The following is a 5,069-nucleotide window of genomic DNA, read 5'->3' as shown; positions in this document are numbered from 1 at the left end:
CCGCGGCCGGATCAATACCGGCACGCAGGACCGCTTGCGCGATTACGTGCCCGGTCATGGTCGGCGACTTGGTGTTGTTGAGTGCGCCCTTGTAGGCGCGACCGATGCCGGTACGGGCGGTAGATACGATGACGGCTTCTCGCATGATTTCCTTTCTTCTTCAGGTGTGGGGGCAGGTTCTTACCTTACGATCTTTTAATAAACGATCGTTATTTCAAGGGACGATAACCGATGACCGGGTTGATGTCAATCATTGTTGGGAGGAGGGGATGCGTAGTTCGTACGCATAAAGAAGCAGGGTGCGCCGCGCACCAATGCCGTAGTCAGGGTACCGGTGCGCGGGGCGCACCCTTCTTCCTGATTGCAACCCAGCCGAAATTACGCCGCGTTGTCTACGGTAGACGCACTGTCTTCGACATCCAGCAGCCTGACATTTTCGATAGTGATCGGCTTGCCGCATTCCGAGCAGCTCTGGCCCGGACGGGAAAGCTTTCCACACTCCGTATGCAGCAGGCGCATTGGCGGCGCATCCTTGTTCGGCAGCCAGTCGTCGCCCCAGCGCATGAGTTCCAGCACCACCGGAAACAGCGCGATACCTGAAGGAGTGAGTTCGTACTTGTAGCGTACCGGCCGCTCCTGGTACGGAATCTTCACGACGAGCCCGCCCTCGACCATCCGCCCGAGACGGTTCGACAGGATGTTGGTCGCCGCGCCGGTCTGCTTTTGCAATTCGTCGAAACGATGGGCGCCGCGGAACAGGGCGCGCAGCACGAGCAGCACCCACTCGTCTCCGATCAGGAGCACAGACCTGACGATCGGGCACGTCAGCGGGGCGCAGGGCTTTTTCGATTTGTCGGGCTTCTCCATGATTTTGATTGTACACACTTGCAAAATAAAAGTCACTCGACTATGATTTAACTGTGACTTGCATTTTGCAAGTTAATAGCGGCGCCAATGCTGCCGCTGAATGTCATTAATTGCCTTGGAGAATACAAATGAACACGAAACTTGCCAGCATCGCTCTCGCCATCATCGCCACCTCTGCCTCAGCGTACGCCGCTGACCAGGACAACACCCGCGCACAAGTGCGCGCCGAGCTTGAACAAGCGTATGCGCGTGGCGAACTCAACCGCCAGCCCGAATTCGTCGAGCATCTGCATGTCGTGGCGTCGAAGACGCGCACTGCCGTCCGTGCAGAACTGGACAAGGCCGTCGTGCAAGGCCAGTCCGGCACGCAATCAGCGGAATTTACGGAATACGCCGGTGCAACAGCCGGCAAGACCAGGGCGGAAGTGCAGGCTGAACTTGAGCAAGCCTATGCCCGCGGGGAAGTCGGCCAGCAAGAGGAATTCGTGGAACATGTGCGTATCGCCGGCAGCAAGTCGCGCGACGAAGTGCGCGACGAAGCGATTCGCGCGGCAAAGGCACGCTTGACTTCGACCTCGGGCAGCTGATTGAACGCGTGGTGCGAGGAGGGTGCACCAGCGAAGCCTACTTCTGATCGGGCTGCTGCACCTTCTCAACGAAACGCCGGCTTGACGCCAGGATCTCCTGCCGGGTGCGCTCGCTCTCGACGACGCGTGCCAGCACGATTGCGCCGACGCACTGCGCAAGGAGCGCCCAGCCTGCGTCGTTGTCGTCGAGGCGGGTAGCCCAGCTGCGCTGCAGGCGCTTCAGCATCGCCTCGACCTGCGCCTTCACCTGCGGTGACGCGCGCGCAATCTCCGGCCCCAATGCTGCCAGCACGCAGCCTTCTTCCGGATGCAGCGCGTGATAAGTGCTGAGGTAGTTCCTGATGCGCTTGGACACATGGTCGGGCGGGGAGTTGTCGTCGCCGGCCAGCATGTCCGTGCTCAGCTCGGTTTCGAGCTGGATCAGCTCGGCAAACAAGTCAGCCTTCGAACGGAAGTGGCTGTAGAACGCCCCGCCGGTCAGTCCGATCGCCGACATGAGGGCATCGACTCCGGTCGTGTCGAATCCGCCTTTCTTGGCGATCGCACGGCTGCTGTCCAACAGTTTCTGGCGGGTTTCCTGTTTGTGGGTGTTGGAGTAACGCATAGGGTGCCTTGAAAGGAAATGAAGCGCCTGAGCGACGACGCGGCGCGGTTCCCAGAAATATTAGCATACGACCTTATATTAAACGTACGTTTTACATAACGCGAATCTCCGCGCAATTGCCACTCCTTCCCCCTTCAATTCTTGACCACCTTCACCTTTTAAGCTAACGTACGTTTACCAATAAAAGACTAGAGGAGCGGGAGAATTACATGAACGAAATCATCAGTACGGCAGAAGGAGGCGTGTTCCGGATCGCTTTCAATCGCCACGAGCGCAAGAATGCCATTACGGGCGCGATGTACCTGGAACTGGCAACGCTTATCGCGTCAGCCAACACCCGGACCGATATCCGGGTCGTGCTCCTGCATGGCAGCGAAGAAGTGTTCACCGCCGGCAATGATCTTGCGGACTTTGCCAGTGGCGAAGGCACCCAGGCAGATCCGCCGGCTGCCGCCTTCATGCGTGCCGTCACGTCGCTCGAAAAGCCATTGATCGCAGCCATCAACGGACCGGCCGTCGGCATCGGCGCAACCCTGCTGCTGCACTGCGACCTGGTTTATGCCGGTCAGAACGCCGTCATCCAGGCACCCTTCGTCAAACTGGCGCTCTGCCCGGAATTCGCATCCAGCTTGCTGCTGCCGGCCACCGTCGGCCACCGCCGCGCCGCCGAACTGTTCCTGCTCGGTGAGCCATGTCCGGCAGAGAAGGCATTGTCCTGGGGACTGGTCAATGAAGTCCTGCCGCCCGCGGAAGTTCTCCCGCGCGCACTTGCGATAGCCGCGAAGCTCGCCGCGATGCCGCCGGCCGCCGTCCGCCTGACGAAGTCCCTCATGCTGGAAGACCAGGAACAGATGGTCAGCGGCCGCATTGCGCGCGAGTTCCAGGCATTTTCGGAGCGGCTGAAATCGCAAGAGGCGCAGGAAGCATTCAAGGCCTTCTTCGAGAGGCGCGCACCGGATTTTTCGCGGTTCGCGTAAGCGGACGGACATAGGAAAACCATGGCCTGCACCTGTCAAAAACTCCGCCAGCTTTCCCGCAGCATCACGCATTACTACGACGCTGAACTGAAAAAGGCGGGACTGAAGACAACCCAGTACATGCTGCTTTCCGAAATCCTCGGCTTGCAGCCGGTCTCCCTGCGCGGACTGGCGCGCGCGATGCATGTCGAACAGTCGACGTTGAGTCGCAACCTGAGGCCGCTGAAGATGGCAGGCTGGATCGAAGTCGCCACCGGCCTCGACGGCAGAAGCAAGAACGTCACGGTTACGCCATTGGGGCGGGCCAAGCAACTCGAGGGCAACCGGCGCTGGCTCGTCGCGCAACAGAATTTCAACAGCCTGCTGAGCGCTGAACGCGCGGCGGACCTGAACGCGCTGGCAGACAACTATATGGAAGTCCTTCCAGCACTGCCGTAAGGCGGCCCATTGTGTATCCAAACCAGGAGATATTCCCATGAGCGACGAAATCGTCATCTGCTCTCCCGTCCGCACCGCCATCGGCGGCTTCGGCGGATCGTTGAAGAACACGCCTGCCCCGGCGCTGGGCGCGCACGTCATTGCCGCTGTCGTGCGGCGCGCGGGGCTGGATCCGGCGCTCGTCGACGGCGTCGTGATGGGCAACGTCGTACAAGCCGGCAACGGCATGAATGTCGCGCGCCAGGCGGCCATCCATGGCGGGCTTCCCGTCAGCGTGCCGGCGATGACCGTCAACCGGGTGTGCGGCTCCGGCGCCCAGGCGATTGCAACCGCGTACACAGAAATCGCCAGCGGCCTCTCCCGCATCGTAATCGCGGGCGGCACGGAAAACATGGACCGCGCACCGTACCTGCTGCCGGGCATGCGCTTCGGCGCACGGATGGGCAATGCTGAAACCATTGATGCCATCCTCACCGATGGCCTGAATGATGCGTTCTCGGGCAAGCACTCCGGCTGGCACACCGAGGACCTGGTGCAGAAGTTCAGCATCTCCCGTGAGGCCCAGGATGCATTCGCGGCACAAAGCCAGCAGCGCTTCGCGGCTGCGCAAGCGGCGGGATGGTTCGAAGCGGAAATCGAGCCCTTGTCCCTGAAAGGAGCCAAGGGTGTCGTCACCAGCTTTGCCGAGGACGAATCAGTACGGCCGGAAACCACGGCAGAGACACTCGCCAAACTCAAGCCCGCCTTCCGTCCCGACGGAACCATCACCGCGGGCAATGCACCTGGTGTCAACGCGGGCGCTGCCGCAATGATCGTGTGCAAGGCATCGGTGGCGCGTGAACACAACCTGGAACCGATGCTCGCGATCCGCGGCATCGGCATCGCCGGGGTAGAGCCGGGTTTCTTCGGACTGGGACCCTTGCCGGCCATCCGCCAGGCACTCGATCGTGCCGGGTGGAAGGTTGGCGACGTGGATCGCTTCGAGGTCAATGAAGCGTTCGCAGCGATCGCGATCGCCGTACGCGACGAACTGGACATCGCCCCCGCGAAATTCAACGTGGACGGAGGCGCCATCGCGCATGGTCATCCGATCGGTGCCACCGGCGCCGTCCTCGTCACCAAGGTGGCGCACGCGCTCAAGCGGACCGGCACGCACAAGGCAGTGGTATCCCTGTGCATCGGCGGCGGCCAGGGCATCGCGCTTTGCCTGGAACGCGTCTGACGCCTGCCGCGCACGCGTCATGCGCAAACCGACCAAACGCAAGCTTGCCCTGAAGGTGCAACTCCTTGCGCAAAGCGCGACGATGGCGAAAACAAAAGGCCTGCCCGCCCTCACGGTCGACACCGCGATGGGCGGAGTAGGGCGCACCGGCAGCACCTTCTATACGCTCTTCGGCTCGAAGAATGAATTCATCCAGGCCCTTATCGAGCAGGAGCTGGGCCGGAGTGTCGAGCGTTTCTCGGGCCCGGCGCGCTTCCTTGATCCACTGGACGAATGGATGGGGAAAGTGCACAAGCTGCCGCGCCAGCGAGGCGTCACGGACGGCGTCGACGAATGGATCGGCTCGGTGCTGATGCCCTATCTGGGCGCGAACC

General features: G+C 61.4%; 7 protein-coding genes and 1 pseudogene. 5 read left to right on the top strand and 3 right to left on the bottom strand.

The features are described from left to right. A pseudogene (locus AYR66_RS30100) lies at window positions 1–145 on the bottom strand (acetyl-CoA C-acyltransferase); the annotation flags it as partial. Window positions 146–378: 233 nt separating this feature from the next. Further along, window positions 379–867 (bottom strand): winged helix-turn-helix transcriptional regulator, encoded by a 489-nt coding sequence (locus AYR66_RS14640; RefSeq protein ID WP_088708093.1) that lies wholly within the window; start codon window positions 865–867, stop codon window positions 379–381. Between the two features lie 128 nt (window positions 868–995). Here AYR66_RS14640 and AYR66_RS14635 point away from each other — a divergent pair, with 128 nt between their 5' ends. Beyond that, window positions 996–1,454 (top strand): DUF4148 domain-containing protein, encoded by a 459-nt coding sequence (locus tag AYR66_RS14635; protein WP_088708092.1) that lies wholly within the window; start codon window positions 996–998, stop codon window positions 1,452–1,454. Window positions 1,455–1,491: 37 nt separating this feature from the next. Here AYR66_RS14635 and AYR66_RS14630 read toward each other — a convergent pair whose 3' ends face one another. Continuing rightward, window positions 1,492–2,058, bottom strand: a complete 567-nt coding sequence (locus tag AYR66_RS14630) for a TetR/AcrR family transcriptional regulator (protein WP_088708091.1) — start codon at window positions 2,056–2,058, stop codon at window positions 1,492–1,494. 209 nt (window positions 2,059–2,267) lie between these two features. Here AYR66_RS14630 and AYR66_RS14625 point away from each other — a divergent pair, with 209 nt between their 5' ends. The 4 genes from AYR66_RS14625 to AYR66_RS29600 all read left to right on the top strand — a co-directional run. Continuing rightward, the gene (locus AYR66_RS14625; protein ID WP_088708090.1) at window positions 2,268–3,035 is read left to right on the top strand and encodes an enoyl-CoA hydratase; all 768 of its coding nucleotides are present in this window, start codon (window positions 2,268–2,270) and stop codon (window positions 3,033–3,035) included. A gap of 21 nt (window positions 3,036–3,056) precedes the next feature. Then, window positions 3,057–3,473 (top strand): MarR family winged helix-turn-helix transcriptional regulator, encoded by a 417-nt coding sequence (locus AYR66_RS14620; RefSeq protein WP_088708089.1) that lies wholly within the window; start codon window positions 3,057–3,059, stop codon window positions 3,471–3,473. Window positions 3,474–3,510: 37 nt separating this feature from the next. Next, on the top strand, window positions 3,511–4,695 hold the full coding sequence (locus tag AYR66_RS14615; protein WP_088708088.1) for a thiolase family protein: 1,185 nt from the start codon (window positions 3,511–3,513) through the stop codon (window positions 4,693–4,695). 19 nt (window positions 4,696–4,714) lie between these two features. Continuing rightward, on the top strand, window positions 4,715–5,069 hold a 355-nt coding region (locus AYR66_RS29600; protein ID WP_206047181.1), incomplete at its 3' end, for a TetR/AcrR family transcriptional regulator.

It is taken from the genome of Noviherbaspirillum denitrificans (assembly GCF_002211445.1).
Lineage (GTDB): Bacteria > Pseudomonadota > Gammaproteobacteria > Burkholderiales > Burkholderiaceae_D > Noviherbaspirillum > Noviherbaspirillum denitrificans.
Note: the sequence above shows the minus strand (reverse complement) of the source record. Positions and strands in the feature narration are given on the sequence as shown.

Excerpts from the sequence above, each read along its gene's own strand:
- AYR66_RS14615 (WP_088708088.1), top strand. The coding sequence starts at position 3,511 with ATGAGCGACGAAATCGTCATCTGCTCTCCCGTCCGCACCGCCATCGGC.
- AYR66_RS14635 (WP_088708092.1), top strand. The coding sequence starts at position 996 with ATGAACACGAAACTTGCCAGCATCGCTCTCGCCATCATCGCCACCTCT.
- AYR66_RS14625 (WP_088708090.1), top strand. The coding sequence starts at position 2,268 with ATGAACGAAATCATCAGTACGGCAGAAGGAGGCGTGTTCCGGATCGCT.
- AYR66_RS14620 (WP_088708089.1), top strand. The coding sequence starts at position 3,057 with ATGGCCTGCACCTGTCAAAAACTCCGCCAGCTTTCCCGCAGCATCACG.
- AYR66_RS14630 (WP_088708091.1), bottom strand. The coding sequence starts at position 2,058 with ATGCGTTACTCCAACACCCACAAACAGGAAACCCGCCAGAAACTGTTG.
- AYR66_RS14640 (WP_088708093.1), bottom strand. The coding sequence starts at position 867 with ATGGAGAAGCCCGACAAATCGAAAAAGCCCTGCGCCCCGCTGACGTGC.